This is a genomic window from Rhodoferax sp. GW822-FHT02D07 (assembly GCF_058802405.1).
The window spans coordinates 198,837-215,883 of the sequence record NZ_JBXAOD010000006.1 but is presented as its reverse complement, the minus strand read 5'-3'; the positions used below and the strand labels follow the sequence as shown (position 1 = coordinate 215,883).

Below are 17,047 nucleotides of genomic sequence, written 5' to 3'. Positions count from 1 at the left end.
TTCTGTTCACTCGCCGGCACGTATCCAGGCGGCGGCTTTTTCCGCCAGCATCAGGGTCGGACTGTTGGTGTTACCGCTCACGATGCTGGGCATCACGCTCGCATCGGCAATGCGCAGCCCCTGCACGCCCTGCACGCGCAGCCGGCTGTCGGTGACCGCCAGTGGGTCACCCGCCCGGCCCATGCGCGCCGTGCCTACCGGGTGAAAGATGGTGGTGGCGATGTCGCCAGCCAGCGCGATGAGTTCGCTGTCGCTCTGGTACTGCACACCGGGCTTGTACTCGGCCGGCGCATAGGGCTGCAGGGCCGGCTGGGCCATGATGCGGCGCGCCACACGCAGCGAGTCAGCAGCGACCTGCTGGTCCTCGGCGGTACTGAGGTAATGCGGTGCAATCGCCGGTGCCACCATGAAGTCGGGCGACTGGATGCGCACCTGGCCGCGGCTGCTGGGGTTGAGGTTGCAGACGCTGGCCGTCAGCGCCGGGAAGGCATGCAGCGGCTGGCCAAACGCCTCCAGGCTCAGCGGCTGCACATGGAACTGGATGTTCGGATGGGGCTGCCCTGCATCGCTGCGCGTGAACACGCCCAGCTGCGATGGCGACATGCTCATGGGCCCGCTGCGCGAGAGCAGGTACTGCAAGCCAATCTGCATCCGCCCCCACCACGAGTTGGCCAGCGTGTTGAGCGTACGGGCGTTCTGCACGGTGTAGACCGCGCGTATCTGCAGATGGTCCTGCAGATTGCTGCCCACACCCTCCATGGGCTTGAGCACGGGAATGCCCAGACGCGCCAGCAACTCGGGTGGCCCCAGACCCGAAAGCTGCAGTAGTTGCGGCGTTCCAATCGCACCCGCGCACAGCACCACTTCCTTGCGTGCCGACAGCGTGACACGCTCTCCCTCCCGCACAACCTCCAAGCCGGTGCAGGCCATGGCGCCCTGGTCGTTGCGCGCGATCAGAAGCTTGCTGGCCTGGGTCTCGGTCCAGATGGTGAGGTTGGACCGGCGCCGTACTTCGGCATTCAGAAAGGCCTTGGAGGTGTTCCAGCGCAGGCCCGATTTCTGGTTCACCTCGAAGTAGCCCACACCCTCGTTGCTACCGGTATTGAAGTCCTCGCTGGCCGGAATGCCGGCCTGCTGCGCGGCATGGGCAAAGGCGTCCAGCAAGTCCCAGCGCAGGCGCTGGCGCTCCACGCGCCATTCGCCCCGCCCTCCATGGAAATCCGCAGTGGCAAAGTCGCCCGCCGCTTGCGCAGTATCGAGCCGGTGGTGCCATTCGTGCTGCTTGAAAAAGGGCAGGCAGGCATCCCAGCTCCATTGCGCGTCCTGCAGCTGCGCGGCCCAGCCGTCGTAGTCGCGCGCCTGGCCGCGCATATAGATCATGCCATTGATGCTGGAGCAGCCGCCCAGGGTCTTGCCACGCGGGTAGAAGAGGGAGCGGCCATTGAGGCCGGGATCAGGCTCGGTGCGCAGGCACCAATCGGTCTTGGGGTTATTGATGCAATACAGGTAGCCGACCGGGATGTGGATCCAATGGTAGCGGTCGCGCCCGCCGGCCTCCACCAGCAGCACCGAATGCTGCCCGTCGGCGCTGAGCCGGTTGGCCAGGAGCGCGCCAGCCGTGCCGCCACCCACCACGATGTAGTCAAAACTGCTCATTCCGCACCCACCCCGGATGCACCGCCAAAACCGCCACGAATCGCCATTCTCAGAATCCTTCAAAGTCAAAACAACATGTCATAACATCTTATCCATGAAAAATGACTTACCAGTACGGGTTTCTCCTATATTCCGACTATTTTTTGTGACATAAAGTCCATCTTGTCATGACAGCAAAGCTATGCTGCATGTCATCCAACGGACCGGACAGGCATTTTTTCCAAAAGCAAATGAAGGAGTCGAAATGAGGCGTGATTTTCTGAAGTCAGCTGCGGCTGCAGGTGCTGGCATGGCATCTTTGGGCGCGTTTGCACAGACGGCAAATGCGGTGGGCTTGCGTGGCAATCCGAATGACACCTATGTCATGAACGTGATGGTCAGCGGCGTGGAGTACTGGTTCCCCGTCTACGAGATGTTCAAGTCTCTGGGCAAGTCGCTGGGCGTCAAGACACGCTACTCGGGCACGCCCGAATACGACGTGAACAAGCAGCTCGCCTCGTTCGAGCAGCAGCTCGCACGCAAGCCGGCCGGCATCTTTCTGCACCCCATGAACCCGGACCCGTTCATCGAACCCATCGCCCGTGCGACGGCCATGGGCATTCCGGTGGTCACGTTCGCCGCCGACTCGCCCAACTCCAAGCGCGTGTCCTTCGTCACCTCGGATAACTTCCGTGAAGGTGCGGCCGCAGCCGATGCGATTGCCACCGCCATGGGCGGCAAAGGCGAATACGCGGTGCTGGAAAACCCCGGCCAGGACAACCACGACCGCCGCATCTCGGCGTTTGTGGACCGCATGAAGTCCAAGTATCCCAACATGAAGCTGGTAGGCCGCGCCGCCACCAACCAGGACGCCAACAAGGCCTACCAGGCCACGCTGAGTTTGATCCAGGCCAACCCCAATCTGGGCGCCCTGTTCATGCCAGAGGCCAACACCGCGCTGGGTGCGGCCCAGGCCAAGGTGGAATCCAAGAAGGACATCAAGGTGATGTGCTGCGACGTGAACGCCAAGATCCTGGACATGATCAAGTCGGGCGACGTGTTCGGCTCCATCAACCCCAACCAGGGCATGCAGGGTTTCGCGGGCATGATGCTGCTGTTCATGGCAAAGAACACCCAGCTGATTGACCCCATGAACGACGCCAAGCGCTCGGGCAACAACCCCATGTCGGTGCCTTTCCTGGACAACGGCCTTTCGGTGGTCAGCAAGGCCAATGCGGACGACTTCTACTGGGACAAATACCTGAGCCGTCGCGGCACCAAGGGTATCAACGAGTAAGGACTGAGGATGCTGCTCGAGCTACGTGGAATCAGGAAATCATTTGGCGCCACCCAGGCGCTGGCGGGGATCGACTTCTCGCTGGAGCCGGGGCAGATCCACGCCGTCTGCGGCGAGAACGGCGCCGGCAAATCCACCCTGATGAAGGTCATCGACGGCATTCTTCAACCCGACACCGGTGAGCTGCTGCTCGAAGGCAGCCCGGTACGCATCAAGGACCCTGGGCATGCGGCGCAGCTCGGGATCTCCCTGGTGCACCAGGAAATCTCCTTATGCGGCTGCGCCAGCGTGGCCGAGAACATCTTTATGGGTGAGCTCAACCAGTCCAAGCGCCTGCTCATGGACTATGCCGGCCTGCAGACGCGCGCACGCGCCATCCTGCAGCGCCTGGGCAAGGACATGGACACCGCGCAGCTGGTGGAGCAGCTCAGCCTCTCGCAGCAGCAGCTCGTGGAGATTGCCAAGGCACTGGCGCTGGACTGCAAGATCCTCATCCTCGACGAGCCCACGGCGGCGCTCACCGAGATCGAATCGCAAGCGCTGTTCAAGGTGCTGCACGAGCTGGCCGCGGCCGGCATGGGCATCATCTACATCAGCCACCGTATGGCCGAAATCTTTGCGCACTGCAGCCACGCCACCGTGCTGCGCGACGGCGCCAGCGTGTTCAGCAGCCCGATTGCCGACACCACGCCGGACGAACTCATCCGCAAGATGGTGGGCCGCGAACTGGGCAGCTACTACCCCGAGAAATCCAGCACCCCCGCCGGCGCGCCGCTGCTGGAGGTGCACGGCATCTGCGACGCAGACTTGGTGCAATCGGTATCTCTGCAAATCCGCGCGGGCGAGATTCTGGGCATCGCCGGCCTCATGGGCGCAGGCCGCTCCGAGATCGCCAAGGTGATCTGCGGCATCACGCCCGCCACCGGCGGCAGCGTCACGCTGCACGGCCAGCCGGTGGACACCAGCACCTACCAAAAGGCGCTGGCGCAGGGCATTGCCTATCTCAGCGAAGACCGCAAGTCGGAAGGCGTGTTTCTGGAGCTCTCCATCCAATCCAACATCGCATCCATGGCGCTGGCGCGCGTGCGCTCGGCCTTCTTCACCGTGGACCCGGCCAAGGAGGCCGAACAGGCCGAGCGGCTGGGGAAGAAACTGAAGCTTAAGGCCAGCAGCGTGGCCGCCAACGCCGACAGCCTCTCGGGCGGCAACCAGCAGAAGGTGGCGATTGCCAAATTGCTGGCCACCAACCCCAAGGTCATCTTCATGGACGAACCCACGCGCGGCGTTGACGTGGGCGCCAAGGCCGAGATCCACCAGGTGCTGCGCCAGCTCGCCAACGACGGCGTGGGCGTGGCCGTGATCTCCTCCGAACTCCCAGAAATCATTGGCTTGTGCGACCGCACCATCGTCATCCGCCACGGCAGCGTGGTCGGCGAACTGCGCGCCCAGGACACCACCGAAGAATCCCTATTGCGCCTGGCCTCGGGCCTGGCCTAAGTCTTTGCTTCAGCACCATGAAACTCAAAACCAATAACCTGCGCGAAGCAGGCCTCATCGTCATCATCGCGGCGCTGTGCATCGCCATGTCGTTCGCCTCGGAGTTCTTCCTGACCTGGGAAAACATACGCGCCATGCTGCTGTCCTTCGCCATCGAGGGCATCGTCGTGGTCGGCATGACGGTGCTGCTCATCGTGGGCGGTATCGACCTGGCCGTGGGCTCGGTGGTCTGCCTGGCCATGGTCATCGTGGGCGCGCTCTTTCTCATGGGACTGGACCCGTGGACTGCCAGCCTCATAGCCATTGCGGCCAGTGCAGCCATTGGCCTGCTCATGGGACTGTGCGTCACCAAGATCGGCCTGAGCCACTTCATCGCCTCGCTGGCTTTCATGGTCATCGCGCGTGGCCTGAGCCTGGCCATCACCCAGGGCACACCCCAGTCTCTGTTCGCCCTGCCGCCCGCGTTCAAGGCCATCGGGCAGGGCACCGTGGGTGGCGTGCCCATCGTGATCCTGATCTTTGCGGCCATCGTCATCGTCAGCGACTTTGTGCTGCGCAAGTCCACCCTGTTCCGCAAGGTGTTCTACACCGGCAGCAACGAGCGTGCGGCCCTCTATGCGGGCATTAACGTCAACAGCGTCAAGCTCTGGGTCACCGTGCTGTGCGGCACCATGTCGGGCATTGCCGGCGTCATTTACACGGCACGCTTTGGTGCTGCCACGCCCACCTTCGGCATCGGCATGGAGCTCAATGTGATCGCCGCCGCCGTCATCGGCGGGGCCAGCCTCAAGGGCGGCTCGGGCACCATCTACGGTGCCGTGCTGGGCCTGGCGCTGCTCTCCGTGGTCACCAGCTCGCTGATCCTGCTCGACGTCTCTGTCTACTGGCAGGACGTCATCAAAGGTGCGATTCTGCTGTTGGCTGTGTCGCTGGACCACTGGATGAATACGCGCAAGGCACGCAAATAAAGCGGCCCTGCGCGCGGGACGGCTACAGTCCACGTCATGACCGCTTTTCTGTCTGAAATCGCCCGCCTCTACCAGGTCACCCCGCAGGTTCCCCAACCACAGGGACACCACGATGCGCCACTGATGGACGCCAATGGCCAAGTACGCTGCGCAGTGCTGGAACTAGCCCGCCCTGCCGACTGGAAAGCGCTGGAGGCAGTGTGGTACGGGGTGCAGGCGGACTTGGCACTGCCTGCACCGGCCATTGCCGTCAATGGTGCCGACGGCTACCAGCTCTGGTTCTCGTGGCAGCAGACCCTGCCCGCAGAGGAGGCCACCCGCTTTATGCAGCTGCTGTGCAAGCGTTATCTGCCCGCCGTCGATCCCCAGCGCTTGCGCTGCTATCCGGGTGTAGACCCCGTGTTTCCGCCGCAAGTACCCGCGCAGCAGGTCCACGATGGGCATGGTCCGGAGGCGCAGTGGTCCGCGTTTCTGGCATCTGACCTAGCGGGGGTGTTTGCCGACGAGCCCTGGCTGGACCGCCATCCCGGGCAGGAGGCCCAAGCGCAGTTACTGGGGCGGCTCAGCAGCATGCCATTGCAAGACTACGCCAAGGCCCTGCAGTTGCTGCAGCCTCTGGCACCAGCACAGCCAACAGCCTCACCTGCACCAGATACGGCCACCGTGCCGCCAGCACCTGCCAGCCAGCTCGCGCACTACCCCACCGATACGCCAGCCACCTTTTTGCATGCGGTGATGCAAGACCCGGCCGCACCACTGGCCCTGCGAGTGCAAGCTGCCACTGCACTGTTACAACAATCAGCCGTACCACGCGGCTAAAGCAAGGGCTGCTTCAGGCTTTTTTCACAAACTCCGACTTGAGCTGCATTGCACCGAAACCGTCGATCTTGCAGTCGATGTCGTGGTCACCATCCACCAGACGGATGTTCTTAACCTTGGTGCCGACTTTGATGGCACTGGAAGAGCCTTTGACCTTCAGGTCCTTGACCAGCACCACGGTATCGCCGTCCTGCAGCACATTGCCGTTGGCATCTTTCCAGACGCGAGCGGCCTCTTGGTGGGACGCGGCATTTGGGCTCCATTCATGGGCACACTCGGGGCAGACCAGCAAGGCGCCGTCCTCGTAGGTGTAGGCCGATTGGCACTGGGGGCATGGGGGCAAGGTACTCATGATTTCTTTCAATGCCGCACAGGGCCTTGCTTGAGGGCTTCCATCAACATGTCGGGCGAGCCACCTTCGGACAGGTGCTGCTTGTACCAGACGCTCAATATCGTGCTCACCACCGGACCGGGGTTTTCCTTCACTTTGGCAAAGTCCCAGTCGTTGAGTTTGCAGATGCGCCCCACCAGGTCCATGTCCAGATCGATGGCGTCATCCGCGCAGCGGCGCAGTTTCAGGTCTTCAAACACGGCGCCGTCGGGCAGCTTGAGCTTGAGGGTGGTGTCGTTGGGGGGCGTGGCCATGCTGCTTACTCCACGCGCGTGATGCGGTTGGGTTTAAAGCCCAGGTCGGCTGCCTTGCCCTTGCGGCCGCGGGCGGCGCGGGCGTTGTTGAGGCTGCGGATTTCCAGCGTTTCGTCGCGCTCCTTGCCGCCACGGCCGATGCCGTCAATACGGATGGAACGCGTGTAGGCCGCTGCGCCCGCCAGCGTGTCCTTGGCTTCCAGGTCGATCAGCATGAGGCCGCGGCCACCATTGGCCATCTGCTTGAGTTCGGTGATCTCGAAGGTGAGGATGCGACCGCCCGTGGAAGCGCAGGCCACGTGCGTGGCAGATGCCACCAGCGCAGCCGGCGTTCCCGCCACAGTGACCTTGCCTTGGGCGCCGGCCACCAGGGACGGGGCGCACAGGGTCTCACCATCGCCGACGCCCACAAAGGCCTTGCCGGCCTTCTGACGCGATGTCATGTTTTCCACACTGGCAATAAAGCCATAGCCACCGCTGCCCGAGAGCAGCAGCGTGGCCGTGGCCGGGCCAGCGAAGTAGTAGAGCAGCTGGGTGCCGCTCTCCAGTTCAATCAGGGTGGTAACGGGTTGGCCGTCGCCGCGCCCACCCGGCAGGGCAGAGACCGGCACGCTGTAGATGCGGCCGTTGGAGCCGAACACCAGCAACGTGTCCACCGTGCGGCACTCGAACGTGCCGTAGAGGCCGTCACCGGCCTTGAAGGCAAAGGTGCCGGCCTCGTGGCCATGGCCAGTGCGCGCGCGCACCCAGCCTTTTTCGGAGACCACCACGGTGACGGGTTCGTCCACCACCTTGACTTCGGCCACGGCCTTTTTCTCGGCCTGGATCAGCGTGCGGCGCGTGTCGGCAAAGGTCTTGGCATCGGCCTCGATTTCCTTGACCATGAGGCGACGCAGCGCGGCGGGGCTGTTCAGGATTTCTTCCAGCTTGCCCTGTTCGGTGCGCAGCTCGGAAAGCTCTTGCTCAATCTTGATGGCTTCCAGCCGCGCCAACTGGCGCAAGCGGATTTCGAGGATGTCTTCAGCTTGGCGGTCGCTGAGCTTGAAACGGGCAATCAGTGCCGCCTTGGGCTCATCGCTGTTGCGGATGATGGCGATCACTTCGTCGATATTCAGCAGAACGAGCTGCCGGCCTTCAAGGATGTGGATGCGGTCCAGCACCTTGCCCAGGCGATGGCGGCTGCGTCGCTCGATGGTGGTGGCGCGGAAGGCGATCCACTCCACCAGCATCTGGCGCAGCGACTTCTGCACCGGCTTGCCGTCCAGCCCCACCATGGTCAGGTTGATGGGCGAGGAAGTCTCCAGGCTGGTGTGGGCCAGCAAGGCAGTGACGAGCTCCTGCTGCTCCACCGTGCGGCTCTTGGGCTCGAACACCAGGCGCACCAGCGCGTCCTTGTTGGACTCGTCACGCACCACGTCCAGCACGCTGAGAATGCTGGCCTTGAGCTGCGTCTGCTCTTGCGACAGCGCTTTCTTGCCGGCCTTGACCTTGGGGTTGGTCAATTCCTCAATCTCTTCCAGCACGCGCTGGCTGCTCACACCGGGCGGCAGCTCGGTCACGACCAACTGCCACTGGCCGCGCGCCAGGTCTTCGATCTTCCAGCGCGCACGCACCTTGAGGCTGCCGCGACCGCTGCGGTAGGCGTCGGCAATGTCGGTGGCGCTGCTGATGATCTGGCCGCCGCCGGGGAAGTCCGGGCCGGGCACCAAAGCGAAGAGGTCATCGTCGCTGAGCTTGTCGTTCTTCACCAGCGCCACGCAAGCATCGGCAATTTCGCGCAGGTTGTGGCTGGGGATTTCGGTGGCCAGGCCCACGGCAATGCCACTGGCACCGTTAAGCAGGCTGAAGGGCAGGCGCGCTGGCAACTGCTTGGGCTCTTCGGTGGAACCGTCGTAGTTAGGCACAAAGTCCACGGTGCCCATGTCGATCTCGTCAAGCAGCAGCGTAGTGATCTTAGCCAGGCGCGCTTCGGTGTAGCGCATCGCAGCAGCGCCATCGCCGTCGCGCGAGCCGAAATTACCCTGGCCGTCGACCAGTGGGTAGCGCTGCGAAAAGTCCTGCGCCATGCGCACCAGCGCGTCGTAAGCCGACTGGTCGCCATGCGGGTGGAAGCGGCCCAGCACATCGCCGACCACGCGCGCGCTCTTGACCGGCTTGGCGCCGGCATTGCCGTTGGAGCCGCCAAAGCCCAGGCCCATGCGGCCCATGCTGTAGAGAATGCGGCGCTGCACGGGCTTGAGGCCATCGGCCACATCGGGCAGGGCCCGGCCCTTGACAACGGAAAGGGCGTATTCCAGATAGGCGCGCTGCGCGTAGCTGGCCAGGTTTAGGTCACCATCCGTGCCGGGGGCTGCGGGTTCGGGCAAAAGATCGAGCGTGGTTTCGTCAGTCATAACTCAGTCAACAGCAATAACGGTGTCAGCGGCCGGGGCACGCTGCAGCGGTGCCACCATATTGCCGCGGCCGATGGCGCCGCCCAGGGCAGCGCCGGTGGCCGCAGCGGGCTTCAGTAAATAGGGATCACGGGCGCCAGCCAGCACATAGCCGTCGCCATAGGTGGCTTTGACGCGGCCATTGGCGGTCTTGGCCACTTGGGCCGCAGGAACCGGCGGCTTGAGGGCGGCATACAGCTCGCCCACGGTGGCCACGTAGTTCTGCGTCTCTTTGTAGTTGGGCACCTTGTTGCCCGCGCGCTGCACCGCGCGCTCGCCGGCGTTGTACGAGGCCAGGGCCAGCTCCAGCTGGCCAGGGAATATGTCCATGAGCAGGCGCAGGTAGCGGGTGCCCAAAGCAATATTGATCTTGGGGTCAGCCAGTTTGGCTTCCACGGACTTCCAGCGGTCGCTGTCCACGCCGAAGCGGCGCGCCGTGTCAGGCATCACCTGCATGAGGCCAATGGCGCCCTTGGGCGACACCGCCTGTTCATTGAAGCCTGATTCCGTCGCTACCAGCGCCTGCAGCAGCGCGTAGTCCACGCGGTAGCGCTGGGCAGCGTCCTTCAGCAGCGGTTGTATCTTGCGGTAGCGCGGGGAAGACTCAAAGAACTCGGCCAGCTTGGGATTGAGCTCCGGGGCGGCTGGCGCCGCGGCTTGCGCGTCCGGCGCCGCCAGCAGGAGTGGCGCGCGGTAGAACAGGCTGTAGCGCGCATCCACCTGCTCGGCCGCAAAGTGGCTGTGGCCCTGCTCGTCCACCCACACCCACACGTCCGCCTGGGCATGAAATGAGGCCATAGCCCCCATCAACAGTGCGCAAGCAGCTACGAATTTCATAGCAATCAGACGTCGATCTCGACCGAATCACCGTGCAGTTCCATGAGCTCCCGGCGCGCCGCAGCCTCGCCCTTGCCCATGAGCTTGGTGATCAGCGCCTCGGTGGCGCCAAAGTCCACCGCGCCCAGGGCCACCGGAAGCAGGCGGCGTGTGTCAGGGTTCAGCGTGGTATCCCACAGCTGTTCGGCGTTCATCTCGCCCAGCCCCTTGAAGCGGCTTATGGACCAAGCACCTTCGCGCACGCCTTCCTTGCGCAGCTTGTCCAAGATCGCGGTCAATTCGCCCTCGTCCAGTGCATAGGCCTTGGAGGCGGGCTTCTTGCCGCGGGCCGGCGCGTCCACGCGGAACAGCGGTGGGCGCGCCACAAAAACATGACCGGCTTCTATGAGCTTGGGGAAGTGGCGGAAGAACAGGGTCAGCAGCAGTACCTGGATGTGCGAGCCGTCCACGTCCGCATCACTCAGGATGCAGACCTTGCCGTAGCGCAGGCCGCTCAGGTCCGGCGTGTCGTTGGGGCCATGCGGGTCCACGCCGATGGCGACCGAAATGTCGTGGATTTCGGTGTTAGCGAACAGGCGGTCGCGGTCCACCTCCCAGGTGTTGAGCACCTTGCCGCGCAGCGGCAGGATGGCCTGGTTTTCCTTGTCGCGGCCCATCTTGGCGCTGCCGCCGGCCGAGTCACCTTCCACCAAGAACACCTCGTTGTAGAGAATGTCGCGACTTTCGCAGTCGGTCAGCTTGCCAGGCAGCACGGCTACGCCGCTGCTCTTGCGCTTTTCCACCTTCTGGCCGGCCTTTTGCCGGGTTTGGGCGGCCTTGATGGCCAGTTCGGCCAGCTTCTTGCCGTAGTCCACGTGCTGGTTCAGCCACAGTTCGAGCGCCGGGCGCACAAAACTGCTGACCAGGCGCACGGCGTCACGCGAATTGAGCCGCTCCTTGATCTGCCCCTGAAACTGCGGGTCCAGCACCTTGGCGGACAGCACATAGCTGGCACGGGCAAACACGTCTTCAGGCATCAGCTTCACGCCCTTGGGCAGCAGGCTGTGCAGCTCGATAAACCCTTTGACCGCCGTGAACAGGCCGTCGCGCAGGCCGCTTTCGTGCGTGCCGCCAGCGCTGGTGGGGATCAGATTCACATAGCTTTCGCGCACCGGCGCACCTTCTTCGGTAAAGGCCACGCACCAGCTGGCGCCCTCGCCTTCGGCAAAGTTGTCGTTGTTGCCGTCGGCAAAGCCCTCGCCGTCAAACATGGGGATCACCGGGTCTGCGGTCAGGGTCTGGCCCAGATAGTCCTTGAGACCCCCCTTGTAGAGCCAGTTCTGGCTTTCCTTGGTCTTTTCATTGACCAGTGTGACGCTGACGCCGGGCATGAGCACGGCCTTGCTGCGCAGCAAATGAGTGAGCTCGCCCATGGGCAGGGCGGCAGATTCAAAGTATTTGGCGTCTGGCCAGACGCGCACCGAAGTGCCCTGCTTGCGGTCGCCACTCACCTGGGCGCGCGCTTCCAGGGGCTCAATCACGTCGCCGCCAGAGAAAGCCAGCGTGGCCACCTTGCCTTCGCGGTAGGTGCTGACCTGCAGGCGCTTGGCCAGCGCGTTGGTCACGGAAACACCCACGCCATGCAGACCGCCGGAGAAGCTGTAGGCGCCGCCCTGGCCCTTGTCGAACTTGCCGCCTGCGTGCAGCCGGGTGTAGACCAGCTCGATCACCGGCGCCTTTTCTTCGGGGTGCATGCCAAAGGGGATGCCACGGCCATCGTCCTCGACGCTGACGGAGCCGTCAGCGTGCAGGATCACGGCGATCTTCTTGCCATGGCCGGCCAGCGCCTCGTCGGCAGCGTTGTCCAGCACTTCCTGGATGATGTGCAGGGGGTTGTCGGTGCGGGTGTACATCCCCGGGCGCTGTTTGACGGGCTCCAGGCCCTTGAGCACGCGGATCGATGATTCGGAATATTCGGGGGTGGGTTTCGAAGCCATAGCGGGGCATTGTAGTGGCGGAGAAAATAAACAACTGTATGAACATACAGAAATTCACCATTCCGCCATCCCTTCTTCTGTCACCCCGGCTCCAGCGCCAGCCTGGCAAACGGGCTACATTTGCAGGATGACAGCGCCCCGCCCCTCCCTCTCTATCGCCCAGGTTCTGGCCTGCGGCGCCACCATCGTCACCCTCTCCATGGGTATCCGCCATGGCTTTGGCCTGTGGCTACAGCCCATCACCCAGGCCCAGGGCTGGACGCGCGAGACCTTTGCCTTTGCCATCGCCATCCAGAACCTGGTCTGGGGCTTTTCAGGCATCTTTGCCGGCATGCTGGCCGACCGTTTTGGCGCCTTCCGCGTGATCATTGGTGGCTCGGTGCTTTACGCCGCCGGTCTGGTGGGCATGGCCCATGCCAACACGCCGCTGCTGTTTTCCCTGTCCACCGGGGTGCTGATCGGCATGGCCCAGGCAGGCACCACCTATGCGGTGATCTATGGCGTGATTGGCCGCAATGTCTCGGCCGAAAAACGGTCCTGGGCCATGGGCGTGGCGGCTGCGGCCGGTTCGTTTGGCCAGTTCCTGATGGTGCCTACCGAGGGCTACCTGATCGGTCACTTCGGCTGGCAGGAGGCTCTGGTGACCTTGGGCGCGGCCTCGCTGCTCATGATTCCGCTGGCCTTTGGCCTGCGTGAACCCGGTTTTGGCGCTGCAGCCACCGCCGTCAAGCGTGAACAGACCATTCTTGAGGCGCTGCGCGAAGCCTTCAAATACCCCAGCTTCCAGCTGCTGATGGCCGGCTACTTTGTCTGCGGCTTCCAGGTCGTGTTCATTGGCGTGCACATGCCCAGCTACCTCAAGGACAAGGGCCTATCGCCCCAGGTGGCCAGCTACGCGCTGGCGCTGATCGGCCTGTTCAATGTGTTTGGCACCTACGTGGCCGGCGTCTTGGGCCAGAAAATGGCCAAACGCCACATCCTGGCCTTCATCTATTTCGCTCGCGCCATTGCTATCAGTGTGTTCCTGTTGGTGCCACTCTCACCGCTCTCTGTATACGTGTTTGCCTCCGTCATGGGCTTTCTGTGGCTGTCCACCGTGCCGCCCACCAACGCCACGGTGGCGCAGATTTTTGGTGTGGCCCACCTCTCCATGCTGGGCGGTTTTGTCTTCTTCAGCCACCAGATCGGCTCCTTCATGGGCGTCTGGCTGGGTGGCTATCTGTATGACAAGACCGGCAGCTACGACATCGTCTGGTACATCGCCATCGCGCTGGGCGTGTTCGCCGCGCTGGTGAACCTGCCGGTGCGCGAGGGCCCCATTGCACGCGCACTTGCCCCTGCCACCACCTGAGTTCACCGCCATGCGCCTGTCCACCCGACTTGTCATTGGAGCGATGGCTTTGCTGGCGCTGGCGGGTGCCTTCTATCTCTACACCCAGCCCGACTTTCTGGTGCAGCTTGCCAACCAGGTCTGGGCCTGCTTCTGAAAACACCGTGAGCCCAGCCCTGAACACCACCATCATCACCGGCGCATCGGACGGAATCGGCGCCGAAATGGCCCGTCAGCTCGCCCGCCAACATGGCGCACGAGCGGCACTGGTTCTGGCCGCGCGCAATGCAACGGCACTGGAGACCGTGGCCCAGCAATGTGCGGCCTTGGGCGCCCAAACGCTGGTGGTGCCCACCGATGTGTCGGATGAGGCCCAATGTCGCGCTTTGGTGGCCCAGGCCGTACAACGCTTTGGCCGCGTGGACGCACTGATCAATAACGCCGGCATCTCGGCCCAAGCCCTGTTCAGCGAAGTGAAGGCCGAGGACTTGGGCTGGTACGAAAACCTCATGCGCATCAACCTCTGGGGCAGCGTCTGGTGCACCCATGCTGCCCTGCCGCATCTGCGCGCCAGCCGGGGCCACATCGTCGCCGTCTCCTCGCTGGCCGGTCTGGTCGGTGTGCCGGGGCGCACGGCCTACAGCGCCTCCAAGTTCGCCATGGCGGGATTTTTTGAAGCGCTGCGCGCCGAGCTGCGTGGCGCAGGCGTCAGCGTCACCACCGCATATCCGGGCGTGGTGCTGACCAATATCCGCAGCCGCGGCCTCAACGCTGCCGGTAAGGCGGCCGGTGCCAGCGGCCTCAAGGAAGACGGCGCCATGTCGGTGGAGGAATGTGCCCGCCTGATCCTGGACGGTATGGCGCGGCGCGAACGCGAGGTGGTCATGACCACCAAGGGCAAACTGGGGCGTTTCCTCAAGCTGATCGCCCCGGGACTGGTGGAAAAGATGGCATTGGCCGCCCTCAAAGACCACGTCAAGCCCCAATGAGCGCCTCCCCCTGGGTGCAGCGATGGAGCCACCTCTTGGCGCCCGGCGCCACGGTGCTGGACGTGGCCTGCGGCGGTGGCCGACACCTGCAATGGTTTGCCGCACGTGGCCACGCGTTGACCGGCGTAGACCGTGATACGGCGCTGGCCGCCCAGCAAGTCCCCGGAGCCACACTGGTGACGGCCGACATAGAGAACGGCCCCTGGCCGCTGATGGACGGAAACGTGCCACGCCAGTTCGGCGCCGTGATCGTGACCAACTACCTCTGGCGACCGCTCTTTCCCACGCTGCTGGCGAGCTTGGCACTAGGCGGGGTATTGCTTTATGAAACCTTTGCCGCAGGCAACGAAACTGTGGGCCGCCCCAGTCGCCCGGACTTTCTGTTGCAGGCCGGTGAACTTCTGCAGGTCTGTGCGGGTCTGCACATCGTGGCCTATGAAAACGGCTTTCTGGAGCAGCCCGATCGCTTTGTCCAGCGTATCGCTGCCGTAAACCACCCCTTACCCAGCTTTACCCCAGAGACATCCGGGGCACTGCCGGCACGCCACACACTCTAGTTAAAATGCCCGTTTACCGAACAAACGACTCGACATGAACGCTTCCAAAGGTCCGATCCGGGGCAGCATCGTAGCCCTCATTACTCCGATGCTTGCCGATGGCTCCGTGGATTACCCGGCGCTGCGCAAGCTGATTGACTGGCACATTGCCGAGGGCACCGACTGCATCGGCGTGGTCGGCACCACCGGTGAGTCCCCCACAGTGAGCGTGGAAGAACATTGCGAGATCATCCGCGTCTCGGTCGAACAATCCGCCGGGCGCGTCCCCATCATGGCCGGCTGCGGTGGAAACTCCACCCGCGAAGCCATCGCATTGGCCAAGTTCGCCAAGCAGGTGGGCGCCGACTGCCAGTTGCAGGTCGTGCCCTACTACAACAAGCCCACGCAAGAGGGCCAGTACCTGCACTTCAAGGCAATTGCCGAAGCCACAGGCGACCTGCCCATCGTGCTCTACAACGTGCCCGGCCGCTCGGTGGCCGATATGGCACATGACACCGTGCTGCGCCTGGCCGAAGTGCCCGGCATCGTCGGTATCAAGGAAGCCACCGGCAATATCGAACGCGCCCAGTGGCTCATCAAGGAAGCGCCCAAGCACTTCTCCACCTACAGCGGCGATGACCCCACGGCCGTAGCCCTAATGCTATGTGGTGGCCACGGCAATGTGAGCGTGACGGCCAACGTCGCGCCCCGCCTGATGCACGAACTCTGCGTGGCCGCAATGGCGGGCAACGTGGCACGCGCCATGGAAATCCAGCTTCAGCTGTTGCCCGTGCACAAGGCGCTGTTTGTGGAATCCAACCCTATTCCCGTGAAGTGGGCCGTGTCCCGCATGGGTCTGAGCCAGCCGGCCCTGCGCCTTCCACTCACGCCCCTGACTGCAGCCAGCCAGCCGGTACTTGAGCGCGCGCTCAAGACCTGCGGGCTGATCTGATATTCCTCTCCAAGTTTCTGGGACTCCCTGTGAATTTCACCTCCAAAGCAGTCGTAATTGGTATCACCGTATTGCTGGGTGCCTGCGGCACCCTCGAGAGCGACAAGGTGGACTATCGCTCCACCGGCAAGGCCCCTTCGCTGGACATTCCGCCCGACCTGACCCAGCTCTCCAAGGACACGCGTTACACCGTGGTGGATGGTGCCATTTCTGCCTCCGGCTATCAGGCCAATCAGGCTGCCAACACCAAGGTGCCCGTAGCCGCATTGAACGTGGGCGATGTGCGCATTGAGCGCGACGGCAACCAGCGCTGGCTGGTGGTGAACCGCCCCGCCGACAAGCTGTGGGAGCCCGTCAAGGATTTCTGGCAAGAAAACGGCTTCCTGCTGGCCATGGACCAGAGCAATCTGGGCATCATGGAAACCGACTGGGCCGAAAACCGCGCCAAGCTTCCACAGGACATCATCCGCGCGACGCTGGGCAAGCTGCTGGACTCGCTCTATTCCACCGGCGAGCGCGACAAGTTCCGCACCCGCCTGGAACGCGGCGCCGATGGCAGCACAGAAATCTTTATCAGCCACCGCGGCATGCAGGAGGTCTATACCAACTCCAACGCCGGCACCAACGCCGGCGACAAGCAGACCATGTGGCAACCGCGCGCAGCCGACCCTGAACTCGAAGCCGAATTTCTGCGCCGCCTCATGGTCAAGCTGGGCGTCTCGCAAGAGCAGTCCAAGGCCCTTGTCGCCGCCAGCACCTCCAAGCCCACAGCTGCCGTGACATCGGTCAACGGCCAGCCGGCGGTCAAGCTGGAAGAAGGCTTCGACCGCGCCTGGCGCCGTGTGGGACTGGCGCTGGACCGCACCGGCTTTACGGTAGAAGACCGCGACCGCAAGCAAGGCATTTACTTTGTGCGCTACGTCAGCACCACCTCGGAAAACACCGAGCCGGGCTTCTTCAGCAAGATCTTCAGCGGCTCGGCCAAAAACGCCCCACCTACCAAGTACCAGATCGCGGTGCGCAGCCAGGGCGAGCAATCCAATGTGCTGGTGCTCGACGCCAGCGGCCAGCCGGAGAGTTCGGCCGTGGCCCAGCGCATCGTCAAGGTGCTGGCTGACGATATTAAGTAACCCC

At 63.5% G+C, this 17,047-nt stretch carries 16 protein-coding genes; 10 read left to right on the top strand and 6 right to left on the bottom strand.

The annotated features are described in order from the left end of the window. Positions 1-6 precede the first annotated feature (6 nt). Positions 7-1,656, bottom strand: a complete 1,650-nt coding sequence (locus AC1RNN_RS15020; protein ID WP_493089847.1) for a GMC family oxidoreductase — start codon at positions 1,654-1,656, stop codon at positions 7-9. 244 nt (positions 1,657-1,900) lie between these two features. Here AC1RNN_RS15020 and AC1RNN_RS15015 point away from each other — a divergent pair, with 244 nt between their 5' ends. The 4 genes from AC1RNN_RS15015 to AC1RNN_RS15000 are packed head-to-tail and all read left to right on the top strand — an operon-like array spanning position 1,901 to position 6,216. Next, the gene (locus AC1RNN_RS15015) at positions 1,901-2,932 is read left to right on the top strand and encodes a substrate-binding domain-containing protein (RefSeq protein ID WP_493089848.1); all 1,032 of its coding nucleotides are present in this window, start codon (positions 1,901-1,903) and stop codon (positions 2,930-2,932) included. Positions 2,933-2,941: 9 nt separating this feature from the next. Continuing rightward, entirely contained in the window at positions 2,942-4,429 is a 1,488-nt protein-coding gene (locus AC1RNN_RS15010) for a sugar ABC transporter ATP-binding protein (RefSeq protein WP_493089849.1), read from the top strand. 17 nt (positions 4,430-4,446) lie between these two features. Further along, entirely contained in the window at positions 4,447-5,397 is a 951-nt protein-coding gene (locus AC1RNN_RS15005; RefSeq protein ID WP_493089850.1) for an ABC transporter permease, read from the top strand. Positions 5,398-5,433: 36 nt separating this feature from the next. Continuing rightward, positions 5,434-6,216 carry a hypothetical protein gene (locus AC1RNN_RS15000; RefSeq protein ID WP_493089851.1) on the top strand — a complete coding sequence of 261 codons (783 nt, stop codon included), beginning with the start codon at positions 5,434-5,436 and terminating at the stop codon, positions 6,214-6,216. 13 nt (positions 6,217-6,229) lie between these two features. On the opposite strand, the gene AC1RNN_RS14995 is transcribed toward AC1RNN_RS15000, so the two are convergent. The 5 genes from AC1RNN_RS14995 to AC1RNN_RS14975 are packed head-to-tail and all read right to left on the bottom strand — an operon-like array spanning position 6,230 to position 12,106. Next, positions 6,230-6,568: a zinc ribbon domain-containing protein YjdM gene (locus AC1RNN_RS14995; protein ID WP_493089852.1), complete on the bottom strand. Its 339-nt coding sequence runs from the start codon at positions 6,566-6,568 to the stop codon at positions 6,230-6,232. 8 nt (positions 6,569-6,576) lie between these two features. Beyond that, complete coding sequence (locus tag AC1RNN_RS14990) at positions 6,577-6,861, bottom strand: hypothetical protein (RefSeq protein WP_493089853.1); 285 nt, start codon at positions 6,859-6,861, stop codon at positions 6,577-6,579. Positions 6,862-6,866: 5 nt separating this feature from the next. Then, the gene (gene parC, locus AC1RNN_RS14985; RefSeq protein ID WP_493089854.1) at positions 6,867-9,254 is read right to left on the bottom strand and encodes a DNA topoisomerase IV subunit A; all 2,388 of its coding nucleotides are present in this window, start codon (positions 9,252-9,254) and stop codon (positions 6,867-6,869) included. Between the two features lie 3 nt (positions 9,255-9,257). Beyond that, positions 9,258-10,091, bottom strand: a complete 834-nt coding sequence (locus tag AC1RNN_RS14980; RefSeq protein WP_493137450.1) for a lytic transglycosylase domain-containing protein — start codon at positions 10,089-10,091, stop codon at positions 9,258-9,260. A gap of 44 nt (positions 10,092-10,135) precedes the next feature. Next, complete coding sequence (locus AC1RNN_RS14975) at positions 10,136-12,106, bottom strand: DNA topoisomerase IV subunit B (RefSeq protein WP_493089856.1); 1,971 nt, start codon at positions 12,104-12,106, stop codon at positions 10,136-10,138. A gap of 127 nt (positions 12,107-12,233) precedes the next feature. Here AC1RNN_RS14975 and AC1RNN_RS14970 point away from each other — a divergent pair, with 127 nt between their 5' ends. From AC1RNN_RS14970 to bamC, 6 genes are read left to right on the top strand one after another with little or no spacing between them, the layout of a single operon-like run. Beyond that, positions 12,234-13,457: an MFS transporter gene (locus AC1RNN_RS14970; RefSeq protein WP_493089857.1), complete on the top strand. Its 1,224-nt coding sequence runs from the start codon at positions 12,234-12,236 to the stop codon at positions 13,455-13,457. A 10-nt stretch (positions 13,458-13,467) separates the two neighbouring features. After that, on the top strand, positions 13,468-13,593 hold the full coding sequence (locus tag AC1RNN_RS14965; protein ID WP_493089858.1) for a hypothetical protein: 126 nt from the start codon (positions 13,468-13,470) through the stop codon (positions 13,591-13,593). 19 nt (positions 13,594-13,612) lie between these two features. Beyond that, complete coding sequence (locus AC1RNN_RS14960; RefSeq protein WP_493090043.1) at positions 13,613-14,425, top strand: SDR family oxidoreductase; 813 nt, start codon at positions 13,613-13,615, stop codon at positions 14,423-14,425. Beyond that, the gene (locus tag AC1RNN_RS14955) at positions 14,422-14,982 is read left to right on the top strand and encodes a class I SAM-dependent methyltransferase (RefSeq protein ID WP_493089859.1); all 561 of its coding nucleotides are present in this window, start codon (positions 14,422-14,424) and stop codon (positions 14,980-14,982) included. Before AC1RNN_RS14960 ends, AC1RNN_RS14955 begins: the two co-directional genes overlap by 4 nt. Positions 14,983-15,016: 34 nt before the next feature. Beyond that, on the top strand, positions 15,017-15,913 hold the full coding sequence (gene dapA, locus AC1RNN_RS14950) for a 4-hydroxy-tetrahydrodipicolinate synthase (protein WP_493089860.1): 897 nt from the start codon (positions 15,017-15,019) through the stop codon (positions 15,911-15,913). Positions 15,914-15,942: 29 nt separating this feature from the next. Beyond that, complete coding sequence (bamC, locus tag AC1RNN_RS14945; protein ID WP_493089861.1) at positions 15,943-17,043, top strand: NlpB/DapX family lipoprotein; 1,101 nt, start codon at positions 15,943-15,945, stop codon at positions 17,041-17,043. Positions 17,044-17,047: the final 4 nt, after the last annotated feature.

Coding starts and splice junctions, on each gene's coding strand:
- AC1RNN_RS14995 (WP_493089852.1), bottom strand. CDS start 6,568: ATGAGTACCTTGCCCCCATGCCCCCAGTGCCAATCGGCCTACACCTAC.
- AC1RNN_RS15000 (WP_493089851.1), top strand. CDS start 5,434: ATGACCGCTTTTCTGTCTGAAATCGCCCGCCTCTACCAGGTCACCCCG.
- AC1RNN_RS15010 (WP_493089849.1), top strand. CDS start 2,942: ATGCTGCTCGAGCTACGTGGAATCAGGAAATCATTTGGCGCCACCCAG.
- AC1RNN_RS14990 (WP_493089853.1), bottom strand. CDS start 6,861: ATGGCCACGCCCCCCAACGACACCACCCTCAAGCTCAAGCTGCCCGAC.
- AC1RNN_RS15005 (WP_493089850.1), top strand. CDS start 4,447: ATGAAACTCAAAACCAATAACCTGCGCGAAGCAGGCCTCATCGTCATC.
- AC1RNN_RS14970 (WP_493089857.1), top strand. CDS start 12,234: ATGACAGCGCCCCGCCCCTCCCTCTCTATCGCCCAGGTTCTGGCCTGC.
- AC1RNN_RS14975 (WP_493089856.1), bottom strand. CDS start 12,106: ATGGCTTCGAAACCCACCCCCGAATATTCCGAATCATCGATCCGCGTG.
- parC (WP_493089854.1), bottom strand. CDS start 9,254: ATGACTGACGAAACCACGCTCGATCTTTTGCCCGAACCCGCAGCCCCC.
- AC1RNN_RS14955 (WP_493089859.1), top strand. CDS start 14,422: ATGAGCGCCTCCCCCTGGGTGCAGCGATGGAGCCACCTCTTGGCGCCC.
- dapA (WP_493089860.1), top strand. CDS start 15,017: ATGAACGCTTCCAAAGGTCCGATCCGGGGCAGCATCGTAGCCCTCATT.
- AC1RNN_RS14980 (WP_493137450.1), bottom strand. CDS start 10,091: ATGGCCTCATTTCATGCCCAGGCGGACGTGTGGGTGTGGGTGGACGAG.
- AC1RNN_RS15020 (WP_493089847.1), bottom strand. CDS start 1,656: ATGAGCAGTTTTGACTACATCGTGGTGGGTGGCGGCACGGCTGGCGCG.
- AC1RNN_RS14965 (WP_493089858.1), top strand. CDS start 13,468: ATGCGCCTGTCCACCCGACTTGTCATTGGAGCGATGGCTTTGCTGGCG.
- AC1RNN_RS15015 (WP_493089848.1), top strand. CDS start 1,901: ATGAGGCGTGATTTTCTGAAGTCAGCTGCGGCTGCAGGTGCTGGCATG.